This is a genomic window from Rhizobium redzepovicii, from assembly GCF_019793435.1.
In the GTDB taxonomy this organism is placed as follows: domain Bacteria; phylum Pseudomonadota; class Alphaproteobacteria; order Rhizobiales; family Rhizobiaceae; genus Rhizobium; species Rhizobium redzepovicii.
In genome coordinates this window covers 1-255 of sequence record NZ_JAILYH010000119.1, presented here as the reverse complement: position 1 = coordinate 255, position 255 = coordinate 1, and the positions used below count along the sequence as shown (strand labels likewise).

Annotated in this window: 1 protein-coding gene; it reads right to left on the bottom strand. The window is 61.2% G+C overall.

The annotated features are described in order from the left end of the window. Positions 1-255: MobA/MobL family protein (locus K6N12_RS33855; RefSeq protein ID WP_222149193.1), on the bottom strand; the 255-nt coding region annotated here is incomplete at both ends.

Below are 255 nucleotides of genomic sequence, written 5' to 3'. Positions count from 1 at the left end.
TATCGAGGCCGGCCCTCTCAAGGTGAGAGTTGGCCAGATGCTCCCAAGCCTGGCGCAGTTCCTTCAGCTGCAGCTGCGATGGCGGCAGGTGGTTGGCGAGAAGCCACCTGTTCTCCCGCTCAAGCAAGGTCTTGTCGCCAAGACCGGCTTCTGTCAGCTGGCGCGTCGTCATCATCAGATGCGCATGGCTGTTTCTGATGTCGCTTCCCTCGCCTGGTCGATGGATCGCGAAGTCGACGGCAGCGCCATAGCGAT